Origin of the sequence: Pseudomonas sp. PB103 (assembly GCF_009764635.1) — a bacterium.
Classification (GTDB): domain Bacteria; phylum Pseudomonadota; class Gammaproteobacteria; order Pseudomonadales; family Pseudomonadaceae; genus Aquipseudomonas.
Genome location: NZ_RWIL01000118.1, coordinates 1 through 20632 on the forward strand (window position 1 = coordinate 1; position 20632 = coordinate 20632).

The 20632-nt window shown below is 60.2% G+C and carries 23 protein-coding genes; 16 read left to right on the plus strand and 7 right to left on the minus strand.

The genetic code is table 11. The features are described 5' to 3' along the window. Nucleotides 1-64: 64 nt before the first annotated feature. From EJA70_RS20720 to EJA70_RS20735, 4 genes are all read right to left on the minus strand, one after another. Nucleotides 65-967 (minus strand): alpha/beta fold hydrolase, encoded by a 903-nt coding sequence (locus tag EJA70_RS20720; protein ID WP_158833141.1) that lies wholly within the window; start codon nucleotides 965-967, stop codon nucleotides 65-67. Continuing rightward, on the minus strand, nucleotides 967-1749 hold the full coding sequence (locus EJA70_RS20725; RefSeq protein ID WP_158833143.1) for a class II aldolase/adducin family protein: 783 nt from the start codon (nucleotides 1747-1749) through the stop codon (nucleotides 967-969). Before EJA70_RS20725 ends, EJA70_RS20720 begins: the two co-directional genes overlap by 1 nt. A gap of 131 nt (nucleotides 1750-1880) precedes the next feature. After that, a complete protein-coding gene (locus tag EJA70_RS20730; protein WP_158833145.1) occupies nucleotides 1881-2567 on the minus strand; it encodes an LrgB family protein in 687 nt (228 codons plus the stop codon). Next, nucleotides 2557-2943 (minus strand): CidA/LrgA family protein, encoded by a 387-nt coding sequence (locus tag EJA70_RS20735; protein ID WP_158833147.1) that lies wholly within the window; start codon nucleotides 2941-2943, stop codon nucleotides 2557-2559. The genes EJA70_RS20730 and EJA70_RS20735 overlap by 11 nt, the downstream gene beginning before the upstream one ends. 97 nt (nucleotides 2944-3040) lie before the next feature. Here EJA70_RS20735 and EJA70_RS20740 point away from each other — a divergent pair, with 97 nt between their 5' ends. Continuing rightward, on the plus strand, nucleotides 3041-3928 hold the full coding sequence (locus EJA70_RS20740; protein ID WP_158833149.1) for a LysR family transcriptional regulator: 888 nt from the start codon (nucleotides 3041-3043) through the stop codon (nucleotides 3926-3928). Here the strand turns inward: EJA70_RS20740 and EJA70_RS20745 are convergent. Beyond that, nucleotides 3918-4373 carry a flavodoxin gene (locus tag EJA70_RS20745; RefSeq protein WP_158833151.1) on the minus strand — a complete coding sequence of 152 codons (456 nt, stop codon included), beginning with the start codon at nucleotides 4371-4373 and terminating at the stop codon, nucleotides 3918-3920. The two genes, EJA70_RS20740 and EJA70_RS20745, sit on opposite strands and share 11 nt — an antisense overlap. A 153-nt stretch (nucleotides 4374-4526) precedes the next feature. On the opposite strand from EJA70_RS20745, the gene EJA70_RS20750 reads away from it, so the two are divergent. Together EJA70_RS20750 and EJA70_RS20755 are read left to right on the plus strand one after the other, a co-directional pair. Further along, nucleotides 4527-5003 (plus strand): PAS domain-containing protein, encoded by a 477-nt coding sequence (locus tag EJA70_RS20750; protein ID WP_158833153.1) that lies wholly within the window; start codon nucleotides 4527-4529, stop codon nucleotides 5001-5003. 54 nt (nucleotides 5004-5057) lie between these two features. Next, nucleotides 5058-5663: a hypothetical protein gene (locus EJA70_RS20755; RefSeq protein WP_158833155.1), complete on the plus strand. Its 606-nt coding sequence runs from the start codon at nucleotides 5058-5060 to the stop codon at nucleotides 5661-5663. Between the two features lie 3 nt (nucleotides 5664-5666). Here the strand turns inward: EJA70_RS20755 and EJA70_RS20760 are convergent, their stop codons facing one another. Further along, nucleotides 5667-6626: a MerR family transcriptional regulator gene (locus EJA70_RS20760; protein ID WP_158833157.1), complete on the minus strand. Its 960-nt coding sequence runs from the start codon at nucleotides 6624-6626 to the stop codon at nucleotides 5667-5669. Between the two features lie 209 nt (nucleotides 6627-6835). Between EJA70_RS20760 and EJA70_RS20765 the strand changes: the two genes are divergently transcribed. The 6 genes from EJA70_RS20765 to EJA70_RS20790 all read left to right on the plus strand — a co-directional run bounded on the left by EJA70_RS20765 (nucleotide 6836) and on the right by EJA70_RS20790 (nucleotide 9929). After that, nucleotides 6836-7405 (plus strand): hypothetical protein, encoded by a 570-nt coding sequence (locus tag EJA70_RS20765; RefSeq protein ID WP_008084986.1) that lies wholly within the window; start codon nucleotides 6836-6838, stop codon nucleotides 7403-7405. A 134-nt stretch (nucleotides 7406-7539) separates the two neighbouring features. After that, nucleotides 7540-8250, plus strand: coding sequence for a dihydromonapterin reductase (gene folM / locus EJA70_RS20770; protein ID WP_158833159.1), 711 nt, complete (start codon nucleotides 7540-7542; stop codon nucleotides 8248-8250). A 22-nt stretch (nucleotides 8251-8272) separates the two neighbouring features. Continuing rightward, nucleotides 8273-8833 carry a GTP cyclohydrolase I FolE gene (gene folE, locus EJA70_RS20775; RefSeq protein WP_008084990.1) on the plus strand — a complete coding sequence of 187 codons (561 nt, stop codon included), beginning with the start codon at nucleotides 8273-8275 and terminating at the stop codon, nucleotides 8831-8833. Then, the gene (folX, locus tag EJA70_RS20780) at nucleotides 8834-9205 is read left to right on the plus strand and encodes a dihydroneopterin triphosphate 2'-epimerase (protein WP_007914273.1); all 372 of its coding nucleotides are present in this window, start codon (nucleotides 8834-8836) and stop codon (nucleotides 9203-9205) included. 96 nt (nucleotides 9206-9301) lie between these two features. Beyond that, the gene (locus tag EJA70_RS20785) at nucleotides 9302-9598 is read left to right on the plus strand and encodes a DUF1244 domain-containing protein (RefSeq protein ID WP_158833161.1); all 297 of its coding nucleotides are present in this window, start codon (nucleotides 9302-9304) and stop codon (nucleotides 9596-9598) included. Continuing rightward, nucleotides 9591-9929: a HopJ type III effector protein gene (locus tag EJA70_RS20790; protein ID WP_158833163.1), complete on the plus strand. Its 339-nt coding sequence runs from the start codon at nucleotides 9591-9593 to the stop codon at nucleotides 9927-9929. Before EJA70_RS20785 ends, EJA70_RS20790 begins: the two co-directional genes overlap by 8 nt. A gap of 199 nt (nucleotides 9930-10128) precedes the next feature. Here EJA70_RS20790 and trxB read toward each other — a convergent pair whose 3' ends face one another. Further along, entirely contained in the window at nucleotides 10129-11091 is a 963-nt protein-coding gene (gene trxB / locus EJA70_RS20795; protein ID WP_008084996.1) for a thioredoxin-disulfide reductase, read from the minus strand. Nucleotides 11092-11801: 710 nt separating this feature from the next. On the opposite strand from trxB, the gene EJA70_RS20800 reads away from it, so the two are divergent. The 7 genes from EJA70_RS20800 to EJA70_RS20830 all read left to right on the plus strand — a co-directional run bounded on the left by EJA70_RS20800 (nucleotide 11802) and on the right by EJA70_RS20830 (nucleotide 20601). Further along, nucleotides 11802-12317 carry an Hcp family type VI secretion system effector gene (locus EJA70_RS20800; protein WP_008084998.1) on the plus strand — a complete coding sequence of 172 codons (516 nt, stop codon included), beginning with the start codon at nucleotides 11802-11804 and terminating at the stop codon, nucleotides 12315-12317. Nucleotides 12318-12425: 108 nt separating this feature from the next. Next, nucleotides 12426-15185 (plus strand): type VI secretion system Vgr family protein, encoded by a 2760-nt coding sequence (locus EJA70_RS20805; protein WP_158833165.1) that lies wholly within the window; start codon nucleotides 12426-12428, stop codon nucleotides 15183-15185. Continuing rightward, nucleotides 15178-15792 (plus strand): hypothetical protein, encoded by a 615-nt coding sequence (locus EJA70_RS20810; RefSeq protein ID WP_008085000.1) that lies wholly within the window; start codon nucleotides 15178-15180, stop codon nucleotides 15790-15792. The genes EJA70_RS20805 and EJA70_RS20810 overlap by 8 nt, the downstream gene beginning before the upstream one ends. Further along, nucleotides 15789-16526 (plus strand): hypothetical protein, encoded by a 738-nt coding sequence (locus EJA70_RS20815; protein ID WP_158833167.1) that lies wholly within the window; start codon nucleotides 15789-15791, stop codon nucleotides 16524-16526. Before EJA70_RS20810 ends, EJA70_RS20815 begins: the two co-directional genes overlap by 4 nt. Before the next feature lie 76 nt (nucleotides 16527-16602). Beyond that, nucleotides 16603-18747, plus strand: coding sequence for a DUF3274 domain-containing protein (locus tag EJA70_RS20820; RefSeq protein ID WP_008085005.1), 2145 nt, complete (start codon nucleotides 16603-16605; stop codon nucleotides 18745-18747). Beyond that, complete coding sequence (locus EJA70_RS20825) at nucleotides 18747-20327, plus strand: DUF2875 family protein (RefSeq protein WP_306109900.1); 1581 nt, start codon at nucleotides 18747-18749, stop codon at nucleotides 20325-20327. Before EJA70_RS20820 ends, EJA70_RS20825 begins: the two co-directional genes overlap by 1 nt. A gap of 13 nt (nucleotides 20328-20340) precedes the next feature. Beyond that, the gene (locus EJA70_RS20830) at nucleotides 20341-20601 is read left to right on the plus strand and encodes a PAAR domain-containing protein (RefSeq protein ID WP_158833171.1); all 261 of its coding nucleotides are present in this window, start codon (nucleotides 20341-20343) and stop codon (nucleotides 20599-20601) included. Nucleotides 20602-20632 lie beyond the last annotated feature (31 nt).

Genomic DNA, 20632 nt, shown 5'->3' on the forward strand with positions numbered 1-20632 from the left:
AGCCTGCGGCAGCTCCTACACCGATCCCCTGTAGGAGCTGCCGCAGGCTGCGATCTTTTGATCTTCAGGAACAGGCGACCTTGCGCGGCGGCAGCACTTGGCGTTCGCGAAATTCCAGATAGTGCTTAAGCACCTGCACCGGCGACTCGGTTTGCGGATAGTGACCGATGCCCGGCAACAACACCGTATCCGCATCCGGGATCAACTCGCGATAGCGCTCGACCATGTGCGCACCGGAGATCGGATCGACCTCGCCATCGATCACCCGCATCGGCACTTCGCCACGCTGCATCGCCGCGACCCAACGATCACGCTGCACCCGACGTTCCGGAATGTAGCTGATCAGTTTGTGCATGATGCGCGGCCCGCGATTGCTGTCGACCAGGCTCCAGAAATCATCCAGCTCACTTTCCGTCGGCCGGGTCTGCGGGCCGAAGATCTGGCGAAAACTCTTCACCAGCGCATCGCGGGTAAACGCGCGGCCGATCATCCAGCCCAACGGGCTCAGCAACAGTTTTTGCATCAGCACCGGACGATGGGTTTCCGGAAACAGGCCACCGTTGAGGAACACACAACTGGCGATTTCGATGCGGTCTTCGTAATGCCGGGCCAGCAGTTCTTGCGCAACGCTGTCGCCGTAATCGTGCGCCAGCACATGCACCGGTTGCTCAACCTGCAGATGCGCAAGCAATGCCTGCTGCAAATCCGCCTGTTCCAGCAAGCTGTAGGTGTGGTTGATCGGCTTGGCTGAATCACCAAAACCGAGCATGTCACAGGCGATCACGCGATAACGCTGGGCCAGTGGCTGCCACAGGTAATGCCAGTCCCAACTGGCGGTCGGAAAGCCATGGATCAGCAACAGCGGCTCACCCTGCCCGGTCGTCCAGTAACGGATCGGCTGGCCACGAAAGACAAACGTCTGGCTGCGTTTACGCCAGACACACAGAGGAATCTCGGCAAGAGGCATTAGAGTTTATATCCCGGGTCTTGTTTATCGAGTTTGCGCAGCAGCGCCGGCCAGGCCAGCGCGCCCCCCATGCCTTGAGCACTTTTGGTGACGCCGGCGATCATCGCTTTGGCGCCTGCCAGGACTTGCGGTTCGATGGCGATGAGTTCAGCCCCGCCGGTCTGCGCCATCACCTGAATGTCGCAGGCGCGCTGGAAGGTGAACATCATCAGAAAGGTGTCGGCGATGGTGCTGCCACAGGTCAGCAGACCGTGGTTGTGCAGCATGAGGAAATTGTTCTCGCCGAGATCGGCCTGCAGGCGCGCCTTCTCTTCATGGTTCAGCGCCACGCCTTCATAGGAGTGATAGGCCAGGCTCGACAGCACGAACAATGATTGCTGGCTGATCGGCAATACGCCCTGCTTTTGCGCCGACACCGCGACACCGGACGCGGTGTGCGTATGCAGCACACACACCACATCGTGCCGCACTTCGTGCACGGCGCTATGAATGGTGTAGCCGGCAGGGTTGATCTCGTACGGGCTATCCATGAGTTTGTTGCCGGCCTGATCGACTTTCACCAGGCTCGATGCGGTGATCTCATGGAACATCAGACCGAAAGGATTGATCAGGAAATCTTCGGTGCCCGGCACCTTGGCGGAAATATGGGTGAAGATCAGATCGTCCCAGCCATGGGCGGCGACCAGACGATAACAAGCGGCAAGATCGACACGGGTCTGCCATTCCGCAGCGCTGACCTGGTCTTTGACATTAAGGGACGATTGGACGGGGGCTACGCTCACTGTATGCACCTCTGCGTTCTTATTGTTCTGCACGTGTGAGCAGTCTAGTCAGGCGCAGGCAATCGCGTAGTTGCATTGGCAGCCAGCTTGATGACTGACCGAGTCAGCCCAGCAAACAGCCTGGATCCGCGTCAAAGCAACGACGCCAGCAAAGGAGCTGCGAACAGGTTGAGCAAACCGGTGAGGACCATCACCAGCCCGGCGACAGAGCCTTCTTCACCGCCCACTTCATGTGCCCGGCTGACGCCGGCACCGTGCGCGCCCACCCCAAACAGCGCGCCACGCGCCAGGGCGCTGCGCAACGGCAGCCACTTGAGCAGCACGCCGCCGAGCATCGCCCCGAACACGCCGGTGAACATCACGAACACGGCAGTCAGCTCCGGCACACCGCCGAGGTTTTGCGCCAGCGGCATGGCGAACGGCGTGGTGATCGAACGCGGCACCAGTGACATCGTCACCGAACTGTCGAGCGCCAACGCTTTCGCCAATCCGAACGAGGTGCCGATCGATGCCGCGCTGCCCGCCACCATGCCCAGCAACAACGCCGACCAGTGCCGCATCAACAAACGCCGTTGCTGCCAGATCGGTACGGCGAAGGCCACGGTCACCGGGCCGAGCACCAACATCAGCCAATGGGTGTTGCTGGAATACTCGGCATAGGCGGTGTGCAGCGGCACGGCGAGCGCCAGCAGCAGCGCCGGCACCAGAATCAGCGGCGACAACACGTAGCGACCGGTGCGCCGATAAATCCAGCGGCTGAACAAGTACGCCAACAAGGTGAAGGCCAGCCAGAACATCGGCATCCATTCAAGCTTCATGGGAACGCCTTGCGCGCACGGCCAATTCCACGGTGAACGCGGTCACCAGCATCACCATCAAGGTGCTGGCGGCGATCACCAGCAAAATCCGCCAGCCGTCGTTGCGCAGCAGCGCGCCGTAATCGAGCAGGCTCATCAACGCCGGGATAAAGAACAACAGCATCTCGGCCATCAGCAATCCCGCGCCCAATTGCAGCGCCGCCGGTTTGACCCAGCCGAACGCGAAGGCCAGCAGCAACAGCGCCATGCCGATCACGCCGCCGGGAATCGGCCACGCCAGCCAGGCGGCGAGTTGGCAGCCGAGCAGATAGAGACCGAGCAACACGGCGAGTTCGGCGAGTAAACGGGAGAAATGCTTGAGATTTGCGACATTCATGAGATGGGCTCCTTACAGAGGCCTATTTTACGAAGCCACCTGCCATCTCTGAAGCGAATTGTTAGACTCAAAGCCATTCCAAAACGGAATCAGGCTTATGGAATTCAAACAGCTGCGCAGTTTTGTCGAAGTCATGCATCAGGGCGGATTTACCCAAGCGGCGAAAACCCTGCACATCAGTCAATCAGCGGTTAGCAAGCAAGTCGCGCAATTGGAGCAGAGCCTCGGCACACCGCTGCTTGAGCGTCTCGGTTCGCAGTTGCGCCTGACCGCCGCCGGTAGCGTGGTCTTGCAGCGGGCCGAAGGCATGCTGCGCTTGCGCAATGAGTTGCTGGTCGAGTTGGACGACCTCAGTCATCTGGCCCGTGGCGAGTTGCGACTGGGCCTGCCGCTATTGGGCAGTGACGCGTTGTTCGCCGGATTGTTTGCCGAATATCGCCGGCGCTACCCGAACATCAGCGTGCAATTGCTCGAGGGCGGCAGCCGCAACATCGAGCAAGCTGTGCTCAACGGGGAACTGGAGCTGGGTGGCAGTTTGTTGCCGAAGGATCCGCAATTCGACTGTCAGCCGTTTTGCGACGAGAAACTCGATGCGCTGCTGCCCGTCGATCATCCGTTGGCAGATCGCGGCGAGATCGGCCTGGACGAACTGGCCGATACACCGTTCCTGCTCTATCAGCGCAGCTTCGTGCTCAACGATCGCTTGCTGCAGGCATGCCAGCAAATGGGCTTTACGCCGAAGGAAGGCGGGCGCAGCGGTCAGGCGGACTTTCTCGCGGCATTGGTGGCAGCCGGGCAAGGCGTGGTGTTGTTGCCCAGCGTGGTGGCGCGCGGGCTGGTGCGGCCAGGCGTGGTGCGCCTGACCTTGCGTGCGCCGGACTATCTGCGCTGGGACATTGCCTTCATCTGGCGTCAGGGCGCCTATCTGTCGAATGCTGCGCAGGCGTGGCTGGCACTCCTGCGCGAGCGGCCGATCAGCCCTTGAGGGTGTCGATCAACTGCGCCAGCCAAGGCTCGGCGTCGGTTTCCGGGGTCACGCTTTCGCTGGCGTCGATGCGCAGCATGTCCTGCACCTCACGCACGCCCAGTTCGCGGAACAGTTCGCGCATCTGCTCGCCACCGCCGCAGAAGGTGTCGCCATAGCTGGCGTCGCCCAACGCGATCACCGCACCCGGCAAACCGCGCCAGGCTGCCGGCAATTGATCGCGGATCGCCGAATACAGCGGTTGCAGGTTGTCCGGCAACTCGCCCATGCCGGTGGTCGAGGTCACCGCGAGGAAGGCTTCGGGGCCGAACGCTTGAATGTCGGCCAGGCTGGCGCGCGAGTTGTAGAAGGTCTCAAAGCCAGCGGCTTTCAACAGGTTCTGGGCGTGGCGGGCGACTTCTTCGGCGGTGCCGTAGACCGAACCGGAGAGGATGGCGACTTTCATCAATCTGATCCTGAAACTGAAAAAATGAGCGGCGATAGTAGCAGCCCAGGCTGCAAGCCTGCGATTGGATCTCATCTACCGATAATGGCCAGTAGACAGCGCCGACGGTTCTTCTAGAATGCGAGCCTTCGGCCAATCTGAACGGACTCACAGATGATCAATGCCCGTTTGCTGCAAATGGTGATCAACGCGTCTAACGACGGCATCGTCGTAGCGGAACAGGAAGGCGAGCAGGACACGATCCTGATTTACGTCAACCCGGCCTTTGAAAGAATGACCGGCTACAGCAGTGAAGAAATTCTTTATCAGGATTGCCGCTTTCTGCAGGCCGGAGACCGCGACCAGCAAGCGCTGGCGGCGATTCGCGAGGTGTTGCGCAACAAGGGCTCGTGCCGGGAAATCCTGCGTAATTATCGCAAGGACGGCACGCCGTTCTGGAATGAGCTGTCGCTTTCGACGGTAACAAACGCTGACGACGGGCTGACCTATTTCGTCGGTGTGCAAAAGGATGTGACGGTTCAGGTCAAGGCTCAGCAGCGCGTCACACAGCTCGAAGCCGAGGTCGCAGCCCTGCAAGCAGAGCTGGCTGAACTGAAAGCGACGAACGGTTCAAACAAAACAGCGAACTAATTGTCATTAACTACAATCACCAATGACTTTGTAACTATATCTTTCGAGTTAGCCATGCAGCGCGACGCCCTCCTCACTCAGGATGAGCTGGATTTCATCCAGACCATGCAGCACAACCCGCAACTGAACGTGCGGGATGCGACGTCGAGTCTGCTGGTCAATGGCGGTTCGCAGATCCGTGATTTGCTCACGCGCCTGGCTGCTCACGAGCAAGTGACCATCCAGGCCAACTTCGAAAACCAGCAGATGACGTTCCCGCTGCATCTGGTGGAAGACGAGTTCCACGCCCTGCATTTGCGCCTCGGTGTGCCGAGCATCTACGAAGATGGACCGATGGTGCGGCCATGGCGACTGACGCTGGAAGAACCGGTGGCACTGGAAAACGCCAAAGGCCAGCCGGGCATGCTGTGGGTGCACGAGGTGTCACACAAGGGCGTGCTGGTGGAAGTGCGCAACAAGATCAAACCGCCAAAACATTTCGCCCAGTGGTTCAGCCCATCGGGTTATGAACGAATCGCCCTGCGTGGTCACTTCGAGCGGGAAACCGAGCAAGGTTTCTTCGCCTACGAACTGAGCCAGACCGATGCGGATGAAACCGAGCGTCTGCGCCAGTTCATCCTGCAACAACACCGCCTGACCCATCCTGCCCTGCACACCTGAGTTTCAGGTATCGAGTTTCCCCGCGAGAAATTGCGTCAGGCGCTGACGCATGGTCGCGCCTTCATTGCCCAGGCAACCGATCGAAGACCCGGCCAGGCTGTCCTGCGCCAGGTCCGCGGCATCGCCGGCCAACAACACCTGACAATCCAGACTCAGCGCCAAACGATTCAAACGTCGCGGCAATTCGGCGGCCGGGGCATGATTGGAAAACAGTACCAGCGCCTGCGGCTTGATCTTTTCGCAAACCAGCGTCAACTCATCGAACGGCTGACCGCTGGTCAACACCCGCACGCCTGATTCGCTGCCGCTCAAAAACAATGCAGCGACCAACAATTCCAGCTCCCGACACTGACCGGCCAGCGCACTGACGACAATCTTGCGCGGCTGCGCGCTGCGTAACGCAATGATGCGCTGCAGCACGCGTGTTCGCAGGTAGCCGTCGAAGAACAGCCACTCACTGGTTTGCCCGAACGCCTCTTGGCGCTGCAGCAGTTGCCGCCACAACGGCAGGAGAATGTCCTGAAACACCACGGGTAGCGAGTAGGAAGAAAAGATCTGGCCATACACGCGATCAAGCTCAAGGTCGTCGAATGAGCTGACCGCACGCTGCACCTGATGCTGCCACTGCAGGTAGTCGGCTTGCACAAGGTCATCGGGAATCAGGTGCGCGAGGACTTTCAACGGCTCGGTCTTGGCGAGAATCTTGCCGACCTTGCTGACGGCCACGCCACGGTCGATCCACTCGACAATGCTGCGCACACGCTCGATATCGGTCATGGAATAGAGCCGATGCCCACTTTCGGTGCGTGTCGGCTCAATCAAACCGTAGCGGCGCTCCCAGGCACGCAGCGTGACCGGGTTGACGCCGGTCAGCCGCGACACTTCACGTATCGGGAAGAGATCTTCGCGTTCAAGCGCGACAGATGCCTGCGCAGCAGGGCTTGCGTCCGTCATGACGGGCATATTGCGGTCAATGTCCATTTGATTGAATTGGATCCCATTCTAGCTGCAATGCCTCATTCAGGTTCAAGCGATGAAATGCGACGAAAGTCGCTGGTTAAATCGCGAAATTCAGGAATAATCCTTGCTTGTAAAAACGCAGGCCACCACCCCGGCCTTCGTCTGGCGAAGCCCCTACCCGGAGCGACGCATAAGCAATACGGAGATACACAATGTCTACTTCCCCCGTCACGCTGATGGTTGCGCGTCGCGTCGCCGACGGCCGCTATCAGGATCTGATGGCCTGGCTGCGCGAAGGCGAGCAACTGGCCACCGACTTTCAAGGTTATCTCGGCTCTGGCGTGCTCGCTCCGCCGCCCGGCGATAACGAGTTTCAAATCATCTTCCGCTTCGTCGATGAACAGACCCTGCATGCCTGGGAGCATTCGGCTTCGCGCACGGCCTGGCTGGATCGCGGCAGCGATCTGTTTGCGCACCCGAAGGAACATCGGGTCAGCGGCATCGAAGGCTGGTTCGGTGCGGTCGGTCAGCGGCCGCCACGCTGGAAACAGGCTGTAGCGATCTGGCTGGCGTTCTTCCCGGTGTCGCTGCTGTTCAACTTCGTGCTCGGCCCGCTGCTCGCTGATATGAGTCTGCTACCGCGAGTTTTTATCAGCACGCTGTGCCTGACGCCACTGATGGTTTACTTCTTTATTCCGTTGTCGACGCGGTTGCTGGCCAATTGGTTGAACAGCGTTCCAGTGCGACGGTTGCCTGCGGAACCCTCTACGCAGAATCGGTGAAAGATCGCAGCCTCGTTGCACTCGTCAGCTCCTACAGGAATGTACGCAATCCAGTGTAGGAGCTGCCGCAGGCTGCGATCTTTTCAGGCGCGTCGCTGTTATAGTTTTTGCTCCACCCGCGATGCGAGCCGTTCATGTCCACTTCCGCAGCCCCGATCCTCATCACCGGCGCCGGCCAGCGTGTCGGTCTGCATTGCGCACAGCGTTTGCTGGAAGACGGCCATCGTGCCATTTTCACCTACCGCACTGAACGCCCCGGCGTGCAATCGCTGCGAGACCTGGGCGCCATCGGCCTGTTCGCGGACTTCGCCAGCGAAACCGGGATTCTCGCCTTCATCGACGAACTGAAAAGCCATACCGACAGCCTGCGTGCCATCGTGCACAACGCCTCCGAGTGGCTGGCCGAAACGCCGGGCAGCGAGACCGAAGCCTTCACCCGCATGGTCAACCTGCACATGCTCGCGCCCTACCTGATCAACCTGCACTGCGCCGATTTGCTCCAACGCTCGACACCGGCCGACATCATCCACATCAGCGACGACGTCACCCGCAAAGGCAGCAGCAAACACATCGGTTATTGCGCCAGCAAAGCCGGGCTCGACAGCCTGACGCTGTCCTTCGCCGCCCGCTATGCGCCGACAATCAAGGTCAACGGCATCGCACCGGCCCTGCTATTGTTCAATCCCGACGACGACGCGGCGTACCGCGCCAAGGCGCTGGCGAAATCCGCGCTGGGCATCGAACCCGGCAGCGAAGTGATCTACCAGAGCCTGCGCTATCTGCTCGACAACCCTTATGTCACCGGGACGACCCTGACCGTCAACGGCGGACGGCACGTCAAATAACGCTGCCCCGCGAGGATGTTGCATGCCACTTTCCCTGCCCGAAAATTACCGCGAAATCCTCATTGGCCTCGGTGAAGATCCTGAGCGTGAAGGACTGCGCGACACCCCGGTACGTGCGGCCAAGGCCATGCAATACCTGTGTCACGGTTATGAGCAAAGCGTTGACGAGATCGTCAATGGCGCACTGTTTGCCTCCGACAGCGACGAGATGATCATCGTCGCCGACATTGAACTGTACTCATTGTGCGAACATCATCTGCTGCCCTTCATCGGCAAGGCCCATGTGGCTTACATTCCGACGGGCAAGGTGCTGGGCCTGTCGAAAATCGCGCGTTTGGTGGACATGTTCGCCCGACGCCTGCAGATTCAGGAAAACCTCACCCGGCAAATTGCCGACGCGGTGCAACAAGTCACCGACGCTGCCGGCGTCGCCGTGGTCATCGAAGCCAGACACATGTGCATGATGATGCGCGGCGTTGAAAAACAGAATTCGACGATGAACACCTCGGTCATGCTCGGCGCCTTCCGCGAGTCGAGCAACACCCGCCAGGAGTTCCTGCAATTGATTGGACGGAGCAAGTAAATGCCACAACTTCAGCCGGGAATGGCGCGCATCCGGGTCAAGGATCTGCGCTTGCGCACCTTTATCGGGATCAACGAGGACGAGATCCTCAACAAACAGGATGTGCTGATCAACCTGACCATTCTGTATGCGGCCCAGGAAGCGGTGCGTGACAACGACATTGATCACGCATTGAACTACCGCACGATCACCAAAGCGATCATCGCCCACGTCGAGGGCAACCGCTTTGCGCTGCTTGAACGCCTGACGCAGGAGTTGCTCGACCTGGTGATGAGCAATGGTTCGGTGCTGTACGCCGAAGTCGAAGTCGACAAGCCGCATGCGCTGCGATTTGCCGAATCGGTATCGATCACGCTTGCGGCAAGCCGCTAGCTTCAAGCTTCAAGCGGCAAGCTGTAAACTTCGGTTCACCGCCACCCATCTTGCAGCTTGAAGCTCGTCGCTTGAAGCTGTCTCGCAGAGATTCCCATGAACGAGCAACAACGCCTCGAACTCGAAGCCGCCGCCTTCCGCCGGCTGGTCGCCCACCTGGACAGCCGCAAGGACGTGCAGAACATCGACCTGATGAACCTCGCCGGGTTCTGCCGCAATTGCCTGTCGAAGTGGTACAAGGCCGAAGCCGACGAGCGCCAGATCGAGGTCAGCCTCGATGACGCCCGCGAAGTGGTTTACGGCATGCCGTACGCCGAGTGGAAAGCCCAATTTCAGCAAGAAGCCAGCGCCGACCAGCAAGCGGCGTTCGCCAAAGGAAAAACCCATGAGTGACCTGAACACCCTGCGCGCCAGCCTGAAGAGCGGCGAACACGCTTTCGCCGACACCCTGGCTTTTGTTGCCGACGGTTACGACTACCAGCCGCAAGCCTTCAACAACGGTGGCGTGGAAAACGCCGCCGGGCAGAACGAAGGTTCGTGCAAGACCCTGGGTCTGGCGCTGCTGGAAGGGCTGAGCGATGAAGAAGCGCTGTTGGCGTTTGGCGAGCATTATCGCTCGGTGGTGGCGACGCCTGAGGGCAGCGATCACGGCAATATTCGGGCTTTGATCAAACATGGTCTGGCTGGCGTGAAGTTCACCGCCCAACCCCTGACCCGCCGCTGATCAAGATCAAAAGATCGCAGCCTTCGGCAGCTCCTACACTGATCTGATCGTTCCCACGCTCCGCGTGGGAATGCAGCCGGGGTCGCTCCGCGTCCCATCGGACGCAGAGCGTCCAGATAAGGCCTTCCCACGCAGAGCGTGGGAACGATCAGGCACAAAAAAACCGGCCAATCTGGCCGGTTTTTTTGTGCCTGCGATCTTAGAACGAAGCGTTCTGCAGACCATCCAGGTAACGCTCGGTGTCGAGTGCCGCCATGCAACCGGCGCCGGCCGAGGTGATGGCCTGGCGGTAAACGTGGTCAGCCACGTCACCGGCGGCGAAGATGCCTTCGACGCTGGTCGCGGTAGCGTTGCCGTCACGGCCGCCCTGCACCACCAGATAACCGTCTTTGAGGGTCAACTGGCCTTCGAACAGCGAAGTGTTCGGGGTGTGGCCGATGGCGATGAACACGCCGTCAACGGTGATTTCGTCGAAGCTGCCATCGTTGTTCTTCAGACGCGCACCGGTCACGCCCATGTTGTCGCCCAGGACTTCGTCGAGAGTGGCGTTCAACTTGAGGATGATCTTGCCTTCGGCGACGCGAGCGTTGAGCTTGTCGATCAGGATCTTCTCGGCGCGGAAGGTTTCACGACGGTGGATCAGGGTCACGGTGCTGGCGATATTGGCCAGGTACAGCGCCTCTTCCACAGCAGTGTTGCCGCCGCCAACCACAGCCACTGGCTTGTTGCGATAGAAGAAACCGTCGCAGGTCGCGCAGGCCGAAACGCCTTTGCCCATGAACGTTTCTTCCGACGGCAGGCCCAGGTAGCGAGCGCTGGCGCCGGTGGCGATGATCAGGGCGTCACAGGTGTAAGTCGCGCTGTCGCCGGTCAGGGTGTACGGCTTGGCAGCGAAGTCGACGGCGTTGATGTGATCAAACACGATCTCGGTTTCAAAACGCTCGGCGTGCTCGCGCATGCGCTCCATCAGCACTGGGCCGGTCAGACCATGGACGTCGCCCGGCCAGTTGTCGACTTCGGTGGTGGTGGTCAGCTGACCGCCAGCCTGCATGCCGGTGATCAGCAGTGGCTTGAGGTTGGCACGGGCCGCGTATACCGCAGCGCTGTAACCGGCAGGGCCGGAACCGAGAATAATCACTCGCGAATGACGGACTTCAGACATGACCTGCTCCTGTTGACCGGGCCGAAAAACAGACCCGGATCGCCGGACTGCCGGCGAGAATAAAAAAGGACTGTGGATAACCTTGGGGAAGGCGTGAGCTCGACAGTCCTGTAAAAAGTTGGGTGCAGCGTATCGAGGGGGGCAAGATTAAGGAAATACGGTTTAACAATCCAGCTCATAGGTCGACTCTATGCCGACGCACTGACGAGCTGGACGTCCGGCGATCCGAATCACTCATCCACACTGGCAGCGTATTTTTACCGGCCGCTGCATTTACCGTTGGCAGCTCTCGGCAAAATCGCTTGCTGGGGATAACTTGGACACCACAAAAAAATCACTTTTCTTAAAGGGAAAAACTTCCGGATTCCAGTACCTCAATTTCCCTGTAATTTTAACAGCCACTATATAGCCATGATGCGCAAGAAGTTGCGCAACTGCCCATAATAAAACACCCCCGGAAACCGCTACAGGCCTTACAGCCAAAGGCCTGCAGCCAAGTGCGCAAGAAGTTGCGCAGTACTGCGCAACTTCTTGCGCACTTTCCGCGGTTTCTCCGTGTCCAACTAATCTGCATGGATGAGGTACTTCACTTAAATCCTTGATCCGAAATGACTATCGAATCACTGGCATGAAAGTTGATATCTCAGAACTTACACGGACAGGCAATCGTGCCTGTTTAACGTGTCATTTCAAGCAAGGAGAGCATTCCCATGGCAACACCAGCGTACATGTCGGTCACTGGCGAAAAGCAAGGTCTGATCACCGCCGGCGCGTTCACCGCCGACTCGGTTGGCAACACCTTTCAGGAAGGCCACGAAGACCAGGTCATGGTTCAGGCTTTTACCCACGACGTGATCATCCCGCGTGACCCGCAATCCGGTCAGCCAACCGGTCAGCGCGTGCACAAGCCAGTTGTGATCACCAAGGTCTACGACAAGGCTTCGCCGCTGCTGCAGGCTGCTCTGACTTCGGGCGAGCGCATGAGCGAAATCGTTATCCAGTGGTACCGCACTTCGGCTCAAGGTACTCAAGAGCACTACTACACCACCAAACTGGAAGACGCGATCATCGTCGCCATCAACAACAAAATGCACAACTGCCAGGACCCGGGCAACGCGCACTTCACCCACCTGGAAGAAGTGCAGTTCACCTACCGCAAAATCACCTGGACCCACGAAGTATCCGGTACTTCGGGTTCCGATGACTGGCGTGCTCCAGTCGTCTAAGGACGGCTAAGCGTTACAACCATCGGCCAGCCCTGCTGGTCGATGTGATGGATGTCTTGCAGCGTTGATGGGCGGCCTCTCTTTCTCACCTGACCAAGGAACAGTCCAATGCGGCAAAGGGATTTGAAGTTCACGTTTTCCGTGTTGTCAGGGCAGATGGAGTTCGAGGTCGTAGAGTTCACGCTGGAAGAAGCCGTGTGTGAACCGTTTCGACTCACCATCGAGTTGGCCAGCCACAACCCGAACATCGATTTCGGCAAGGTTCTCGATCAGCCCTCATTACTCACGATCTGGCAAGGCGGCACGGCTGTGCGCCATGTCCACGGGCTGGTGTCCAGCTTCACTCAAGGCAAAACCGGCTTTCGCCGCACGCGTTATCGCGCCGTGGTCGAACCGCATCTCGCCCGCCTCGCCCTGAGTTCCAACTGGCGTATTTTTCAGCAGAAAAACGTCCCGGACATCATCAAGTCAGTGCTCAGCGAACACGGCATCCTCGACTATCAGCAACACATCAACGGCGAGCATCTGCCGCGCGAATACTGCACTCAGGTCGGCGACACGGACCTCTACCTGTTTGATCGGCTTTCCAGTGAAGAAGGCTTGTTCTATTTCTTCAAATGCAACGAAAGCACCCACACGCTGATTCAGGGCGACAAACTCTATGTGCAGGAGCGCATTCAAGGCGCTCCGGTGCTGTACACCACTGAACCGGCGGCGGACGCCACGCAGCCCGTGCTCTATGCGTTCAGTTACACCGAGAACGTGCGCACGGCCGAGCAGACGCAACGCGACTACACCTTCAAGCGCCCGACCTTCGACCAGCAACAGAATTTCACCGGCGATGACTTGCAACATCAGACGCCGAACTATGAACGCTACGATTATCCGGGTCGCTACAAGGTCACCTCGGCCGGCAAACCGTTCACCCAGAATCGCTTGCTCGGGCACCGTGGCGATGCGCGCATTGCCGTTGTCGAAGGCGACGATCCGCGCCTGATCCCGGGGTTCTCTTTTCAGCTCAGCGGCCATCCCCGGGAAGATTTCAATCGTTGGTGGCGATCGCTGAGGATCACCCACAAGGGCATCCAGCACGCCAGCCAGGAGGAAGAATCCGCCGGCGCGGATGTCGGCGTGAGCTATGACTTCGTCGCCGAAATCGTTTCCGAAGACACCGAATGGCGCACCCCGCCGATGCCCAAACCGATTATCGACGGGCCGCAGATCGCGACGGTGACCGGGCCGGACGGGGAAGAGATTTACACCGATGAATACGGCCGGGTAAAGGTCCAGTTCCCCTGGGACAGGGAAGGCAAGAACAACGAATTCAGTTCCTGCTGGGTGCGTGTGGCGCAGAACTGGGCAGGTGCGGACTGGGGCCATATGGCGATTCCGCGCATTGGCCAAGAGGTCATCGTCGATTACCTCGACGGCGACTGCGATCAGCCGATCATCACCGGTCGCACGTACCGGGCGACGAACATGCCGCCCTACCAACTGCCCAATCACAAGATTCTCAGCACCATCAAAAGCAAGGAATACAAGGGCACTCGGGCCAACGAACTGCGCATTGACGACACCACCAAGCAGATCAGTGCCGCCTTGATGAGTGATCACGGCAGCACCGCATTGCATCTGGGTTACCTGACGCATCCGCGGCCGAGCGGCGGTGAGCCGCGCGGCGAGGGTTTCGAGTTGCGCACCGATGAGCACGGTGCGCTGCGGGCGGCCAAGGGCCTGCTGCTCAGTACCGAGGAGCAAATGAACGCCAGCGGCGGGCACCTCAATCGCGGCTCGGTCATCCAGGTACTGGAAGCGGCGTTGAAACTGGCCAAGGACCTGGGGGACTACGCCCAGGACAACCAGGGTGTCGGCCATGACAAGGCACCGCAGCAAACCCTCAGCGATGCCGTTCGCGACCTCGGCAACGGCGCGAACGACGAGTCGGGCAAGACCAACGGTGGCCATCCGGCGATCGCCATGAGCGGTGAAGCCGGCATCGCGGCGGCATCCCCCAAGAGCATCACGGTGGCGGCGGGCGAGCATATCGACACCGTTGCCCAGCAAAATCAGCAACAGACCTCGGGGCAGAAGTTTGTGCTCAATGCCGGGACCGACCTGGGGATGTTTGCCCACAGCGGCGAAATGCGCCAGATCACCCATCAGGGCGCGATGCTGTTGCAGGCGCAGAAAAACAATATCCGCCTGGAGGCGGATCAGAGTGTGGAAGTCAGCGCCAGCAACCAGCACGTGCTGGTGTCGGCCAAAGAGCACATCACCCTGATGTGCGGCGGGGCCTACATCACCCTCAAGGGCGGCAATATCGAACTGGGCATGCCCGGCAACCTGATCGTCAAAGCGGCCAAACACAGCCTGCTCGGTGCGACCAGCCTGGAAGCCGAGCTGCCGAAATTCAAAGTCGGCGATACCCAGCGGCGTTTCATGCTCAAGCAAATTGACGGGACGTCGGCGATGCCCAACATGCCGTACAAAATCACCCTGTCCAATGGCGAAGTGGTCGAAGGCGTGACCGACGCTCAGGGCGCCACGCAGTTGTTGCAGAAAGACGTGATGAGCATTGCCAACGTCGCCATGCTCAAGCCCCCCGCCCCGGCAGCGGCAGGCGCGGCGGGAGGAGGCGCAGGGGCAGCCGCCAGTGCGGCCGGTGCTGGTGCCGCTGACGAGGCGGAGGAAATTGTGCAGTTTTTTGAATTCAAGGACGACCAGGGAGGCCCCGCGCCGCACCACTTCAAGGTGATGTCCGCCGGGGAAGTCGTGGCCGAGGGTTCCGGTGAGCGCACGCCGGAATTTCCTGCCGACCTGCAACTGGAACTGGAATCGTGGCCGGTGAAGGACAACCAAAATGCCTGATCTCATCACGCCACAGGTGCGCAAGCTCGCGGCCATCGGATACGGCGAAGCCTCGACGGACAACAACCCGCAGGAAGTGCGCGGCATTTGCTTTACGGTGACCAACCGCATGCGCGCCTGGGAGCTTGCCGATGTCGACAGCCTGCTCAGGGAGGCCGGCAGCGGCTACGTCGTTGCCACGAAGGGCAACAATGTCCGCTACAACCAACTCATGGCGGCTTCGGAAGCGGCCATCAATGCCGACCCGAACATGCGCTCGGCGGTAGAGAGTGCACGGGACGCGCTCGCCCAGCGCGGCAATGATCCCTCCAACGGCGCGTATTGGTGGGACGGTGTCGATATCAAGCAGTCGACCAACCCCCGACACTCTTCCGGGTTCCACTACGGCTCCCCCTCGCACAACATCTTTGGTGTGGCGCAAGTCACGAAGCCGGAGAAGATCACCTATTGGACCCAGTTCAACAAAAAGACCAACACGATGGTAAATACCCGTGAGCGGGGTCGTTATACCTACAAATACCTGTCCACTGCTGCCATCGGCAAAACGATCTTCTGGACCACCAATCCGGAGTACATCAAGGCATCCGGCGCCAAGGGGCATCGATGAGCAAAGTCACCCGTTGTCTGAGCCTGTTTCTCGTTGCGAGCCTGCCCCTTCTGGCGCAGGCCGCCCCGGTACAGTTCACCGATTACCGTGCGTTCTATCAATCGTTGGGCGACAACCTGTTTGCCGGGCCCGGCAGCGAACTTGCCATGCCCTGCTCGGAATCGCCAAGGCATTGCCTGTGGGCCAACGCCATGCGCCCGGCGTTTGAACGTTTTGAGGATGCGCAGTGGAGCGCGCCCGACGGACTGAAGCTCGACCCGCCCAAAGGCACCCCCGTCATTGTCTTGGACGGAGATGCGCTGACGGTCGGCAAACAACGTTGGCCGCTGCGCGAGGCGGTCAACTTCGCCTCGCCGCAATGGCCCATCGATGACCCCATCGACCCGGAAAACGTGGCTAGCGCAACGACCTGGCGTCAAGGCGCCTCAACGTGCCTGGAGTTGCATTACGTCAGCAGTGGCTACGGTAGTCGCTACCCCCAGGTGTTGCTGGTACACGGCCAGCATCTCTATGCGTTACCGCGACTTTTCTCCTCGTGCTCGGCCGTTCGCAAGGCGCCCGGCAATCAGTTCAGCTATCCGGAAAACACCTACCTGGGGGCAGAGTTGGAAAACAACCCGACCGGGCTGCAAGTGGATTACCGGGTACCCAACGCGAAAAACCCGGTGGCGCAGTACCTGCTGCACTTCCCGAATCAGGGTGATCCCTTCGTATTTGAGGCGCAGCGCCAATAGGCGCCAGCGGACACATCCGTCATGACCGTGCCCGCACGCGTCGAGACCAACGGAATTTTCAAGGAGGAAATGGGCGATGACTGATCCTACCCAGCCGAAAAAGATCGCTTCCAGCCAATCGATCACCATGCCCAGCGGTGGCGACATCCACCTGATTCCGCCGCCACCGAAGCCCTGTGTGACGATCCTCGTGCACGGCGTCAACGACCTCGCGGGTTGCTACGCGCGTATTGAGCAGGGCCTGTGCGAGGGGCTGAACGAACGCCTCGATATGCCGCGCACCTTCCCCAACGGCGCGAACAACCCGGGTTACCTGTTGCCGGCCAGCTACACCGCGCCCGCCGATGATGGCGGCAAGGCCAATAACCCCGATGCCGTGTACTTCCGCCGCAAAGCCGGCGCCTCCAGCAACGGCAGCCAGCCACGCAGTGTGGTGGTGCCGTTCTATTGGGGGTTTCGCGAAGAAGAAGCCTTCATTCAGAAAACCGAAGCGCACGGTCAGTGGCTGGACCGTGACGGCAACCGTCTGGACAAGGCCGGGACCAAGGAAGGCGGCCAGTTCGCCAACGCCACCACCAACCTGCCGGACATGTGGGGCAAGGGTTTCAACGGCATGCTGCTCGGCTTCATCTCGCTCGACAAAATCGGCGGCAAGCTGACTCACCCGCTGTTTTCAGCCGCCGGTCGGCGTTACATGGTGCTGGCTGCCATGCGCCTGGCGATGTTGATCAAGATCATTCACAAACGTCATCCAAACGATACGATCAACGTGGTTGGCCACAGTCAGGGCACGCTGCTGACACTGTTGGCCCACGCGTTCCTCAAGGAGGACAACGCCAAACCGGCTGACGGCGTGGTCATGTTCAACTCGCCCTACAGCCTGTTCCAGCCGAACATGGACAAGGTCCAGAAGTGGGGTGGGCAACAGACGACCGGAGCGCGCATCGCCACGCTCAACGGCATCTTGCAATTCATCGCCGGCAGCCCTAATCCGGTGCCGGCGCTGTCGGGCGTCGCCCTGAAAAACAAGCAGGGTTACGGAGCGATTGGCGGGCCTGGCTGGACGGGCACGGCCGCGTGTCAAACCACGATCCGCGGAGAAAAAATCACCTTCAACGAGCGCGACAACCGCGGCAGCACCTTTCTCTATTTCACCCCTCAGGATCAGACGGTTGGCCTGAAGAACGTCCAGGGCATCGGCTGGCAGGGGATCGGCGAAGAAGTCGATGGCCAGCCGGCGCGCAAGATTCTTCCGCAACGTTTCCACCAACGGGTCTTTACCGTACGCAAACGTAACGGCGAGAAAGAACTCGTCGGCAAACACGTTCCTCCATACGTCTACCTGTTGCGTCAGGACAGCGAGCAGCCCTGGGAAGACACCGGCCTGGGCTTCATGGACCGGATCCCCAATGGCAGCCTCGACAAGGGCGCCAGCGTAATCTTGACCGCGCCTCCATTGCCGGTGCCAGGCGACGTGAACTTTGCCAACGATGGTGTCGTTACCGCCCCCGGGGAAGACTCCAAAAGCGGGGTGTACCAGGTCAAGGACAAACTCGATCCCGTCGATGCCGCGATCGGCGTGGCCAATGGCGGCTGGGAGCCGGACAACCCACGTTACGCCGAAGCGGAGACCATGGAAGAAGCCCAGGCTTTCAAATACGGGCAAGACATCAAGAGCGTCGAAAAGGCCCGTAACGAGGGCAAGGAAGCCTCGGACTGCGCCCATGTGTTTGCCGCTCGGGCTCAAGGCAACGGCAAGGTTCTCGTCACGCGTGGGGAAACGCCTTATCAGGCACGTATCCGCCTGCAAGGCGAGGAATACTCGCTGGCGATGTCTTTCCACTCTTCCATCCCCAACAACCCTGAACACAGCCGCCAGGTGCTGGCCTATGACGTGGCGATCGGGGCCGGCGAATGCGTGGATGAAGCGTCGTTCTATGCGTATCTGTGTCGAGTGGCGGATTGGCGGCTGGACTGGGCCAAGACCGATGGCGGCGCCAACGCGCAATTTCAGGCAGAGAATGAAGATCCGGACGACTCCGTGGATCAGCACTATCAGGAGGAGGACGGTAAGAACCGCGAGTTGATTGACGCTACCGTGGCGTATCGCAAGACCGGCGCGTTACCCGCCATCAGCGACAACATGCCGAGCCTGGTGGCGACCCAGACCCGGACCGAACTCAGAAATGGCGAACCCGTGCGTTTTGGTGGAGCCCCTTGATGCGCTTTGATATTGCTCGTTTGTTTTGCACCGGCCTGCTCCTGACCAGCCCTCTGGTCCACGCAGCTGCACATCCATCGACGGCCAGCCGTTGCTTTGCCAGCGCGGCCTCACCCGTGCCTGCCTATACCTCGGCCAAGGAGGCCGCCACCATGCCTGTTGATGCCCGTTACCGCGCCCCTGCCACCTCGCCGCGTCTGGACACGCTGGATGTGCTCGCCATTGGCCTGAGCCTCGACGTGTTCCGTCAGGGCCAGGCCTGGAAAGCCTTGCAGGAACAGAACGCAAAACAGACCGAAGCCCTTCACGTCGGCAGCATTCTGCCCACGGACCCGAAACAGTATCCGGTGGATGGCGACGCCAAAGACCTCGCCTATGACAAGCGCAAGGCTGATGCGCTGGAACTGGGCTTGCGCGACTTCGTCGAGAAGTGGCCGATCCCGACCCTCACGGTCGTGCGTGGCTGGAATCCCGACACACCGAACCTGCGTTACGCCCCGCAAAGAACCCGGGAAATGCTCTCGGGCATGGTCAACAGTTACCGCACGGAAGCGGGCCTGCACTGGCATCGCGTACGCAATCTGCAAGATGGCGTGGTCTGCAGCGACACCCCGGAAGGTCTGGTGGAAAACCTCTTCAACCTGTTCGAACAGAACCCTGACCTCCCCGCTGTGCTGGTCTACAACGTCGAAGGCTTCAGCATGTCGTTCGCGCTGTCGGCGAAAAAGGCGCCGTTGATTGGCGGGCCCGGCCCACGCAAGCCGGGCGAACTCACCGACGCCATGGTCGCCATGGTGGTCGGTCGCCCCGAACGCGTCGAATGGCTGCGTTACTACGCGCAATTTGCCAAGGTCAACGAGAACAAAATCGACCCGGAATTCACCGGTTGGGGCGCGAGCAAACCCGCCGTGGAGTTCCAGCCATCGACGTTCATTCCGCAACCCTGGACCCAGCGTGCGTTCGAGCAATGGGATGCACAGCCGGTGCTGGCCAAGCTGCATCGGCCGGTCACCGTGGCGCTGCTGCGGCCAGACAATGGCGAACGCCTCAAGCGTGACGCGCTGACCGCCAAACTCGCCGCTGGCTGGAAAGACGCCACCGACGGGCTCGTGCAGAAACCAGCGCGGGTGTTCTTTGACGGCGGCGCGAACACCACGCCGCTGGCGGAGTTGCTGCCGGCGCTCACTGCCGCCCACAGCCCGCTGGATCTGCTCGATTCGCGCGAGAGCTACGACCTCACTCAGCGCTTGGGCGACACCGGCTCGGCTTCGCCGTTCGTTGGCCTGACCCTGGCGACGATGGCCAGTTACCTCAACGCCGACACCAGTGTGGTCATGCCGATGCGGCGCCCGGAGCAGGCGACGATCATTGCCGTGACCTCGCCGACGCCCGGCAAGAAGCCAACGGGCAATGATCATTTCGGCGTCAACCTGATGCCGCAGACTGCGAACACCGAGGAACCGTCAGCCGTGCCTACCGCGCATTCGGCGGCGAAAATGCCGGGCATCGAGCAGGATCACACGCTGGAAGAATTCCTCGCCGACCAGAAACCGAAAACCAACTGGATGGACGATCTCTAAGGGGCCTGCTGCCATGGACATCATTCGGCTCGGCGACTCCACCAGTCACGGTGGCACCGTCCTTGAAGCTTTCAACCAGACAGACCTGAACGGCAAACCCATGTCCGGCGTTGGCCACAAAGTGGTCTGCCCGCTGTGCAAAGGGGTGTTCCCGATCACGCAGGGCAGTGCCCTGCTGGATGTCGGCGGCATTGCAGTCGCGCTGCACGGGATGAAAACCGCGTGCGGCGCCAGCCTGATCGCGAGCAATCCCAAGGGTGAGGCTGAAAGCTGAACCCAAGCACTACCGCGCGGAAACAAGGCTG